Origin of the sequence: Falsiroseomonas oryziterrae (assembly GCF_021864505.1) — a bacterium.
Taxonomy (GTDB): Bacteria; Pseudomonadota; Alphaproteobacteria; order Acetobacterales; family Acetobacteraceae; genus Falsiroseomonas; species Falsiroseomonas oryziterrae.
This window is the reverse complement of the sequence record NZ_JAKJIB010000628.1, coordinates 1-974: the sequence shown is the minus strand read 5'-3', so window position 1 is coordinate 974 and position 974 is coordinate 1. Positions and strand designations below refer to the sequence as shown.

The 974-nt window shown below is 72.9% G+C and carries 1 protein-coding gene; it reads right to left on the bottom strand.

Features of this window, described 5'->3' with window-relative positions:
• Positions 1 to 68 precede the first annotated feature (68 nt).
• On the bottom strand, positions 69 to 590 hold the full coding sequence (locus tag L2I40_RS23720) for a GNAT family N-acetyltransferase (protein ID WP_237217805.1): 522 nt from the start codon (positions 588 to 590) through the stop codon (positions 69 to 71).
• Positions 591 to 974 lie beyond the last annotated feature (384 nt).

The following is a 974-nucleotide window of genomic DNA, read 5'->3' as shown; positions in this document are numbered from 1 at the left end:
GGCCGGGCGACGCGCGCCGCCGATCCGGGTCCGGAAGGCGCAGCCCTCGCGCGGGCGGAGGGGCCGCCTCAGGCGCCCGGCAGCGTGCGGTCGCCCTCGCCGAGCGTCTTCTGCATGATCACCACGTCGAGCCAGCGGCCGAACTTCACGCCCGCCGACTTCATCAGGCCGACCTGCCGGAAGCCGAGCGAGACATGCAGGCCGATCGAGCCGACATTCTCGGAATCGCCGATCAGCGCGAACATCTGGCGGATGCCGGCGACCTCGGCGCGTTCCAGCAGCGCCTGCACCAGCGCCTTGCCCACGCCCTGGCCGCGCACGTCGTCGCGGACATAGATCGCGTCCTCCGCCGTGTGGCGATAGGCGGAGCGGTCGCGGAAGGGCGAGTAGTACGCATAGCCGACGACCTGCCCGTCCTCCTCGGCCACCAGCCAGGGCTGGCCGCGGGCGCGCACGCGGGCGAGGCGTTCGGTCATCTCCGCCGCGTCCGGCGGGTCCTCCTCGAAGGTGCCGGTGCCGTGCAGCACGTGGTGCGCATAGATCGCGGTGATGGCGGGCACGTCGGCGTCGGTGGCGTCGCGGATCGGCATGCGATGCGATTAGTGCCAGCCCCGGTCAGCCGCAAGCGCCGGCCGGTCCGCGCCGAGGACTTCACGGCTTCGAGGACGATCCCATTCATCGCGCCTACTCCCCGACCGCGGTGGAGATCCCCGATGCGATGCGCCGGGCCGACAGCAACCAGCTGGAGCTGGCGGGTGCCGGCGCGGCGGCAAGCTGAAGGCGCAGGATCTCGAGGACAAGCTGCGCTCCGACGCGAACCACAACTGGGGCAAGTTGTGGGACCAGAGGCGCGGCTGGGTGAACGCGGTGAAGCCGCCCGCCTGAAGCGGCGCCCGCCGGGCGGTCAGACGGGCAGCTTCAGCGCCTCCGCCACGCGCTCCGCCAGCGCCAGCAGCGCGCGGTCGCGGCCGGGG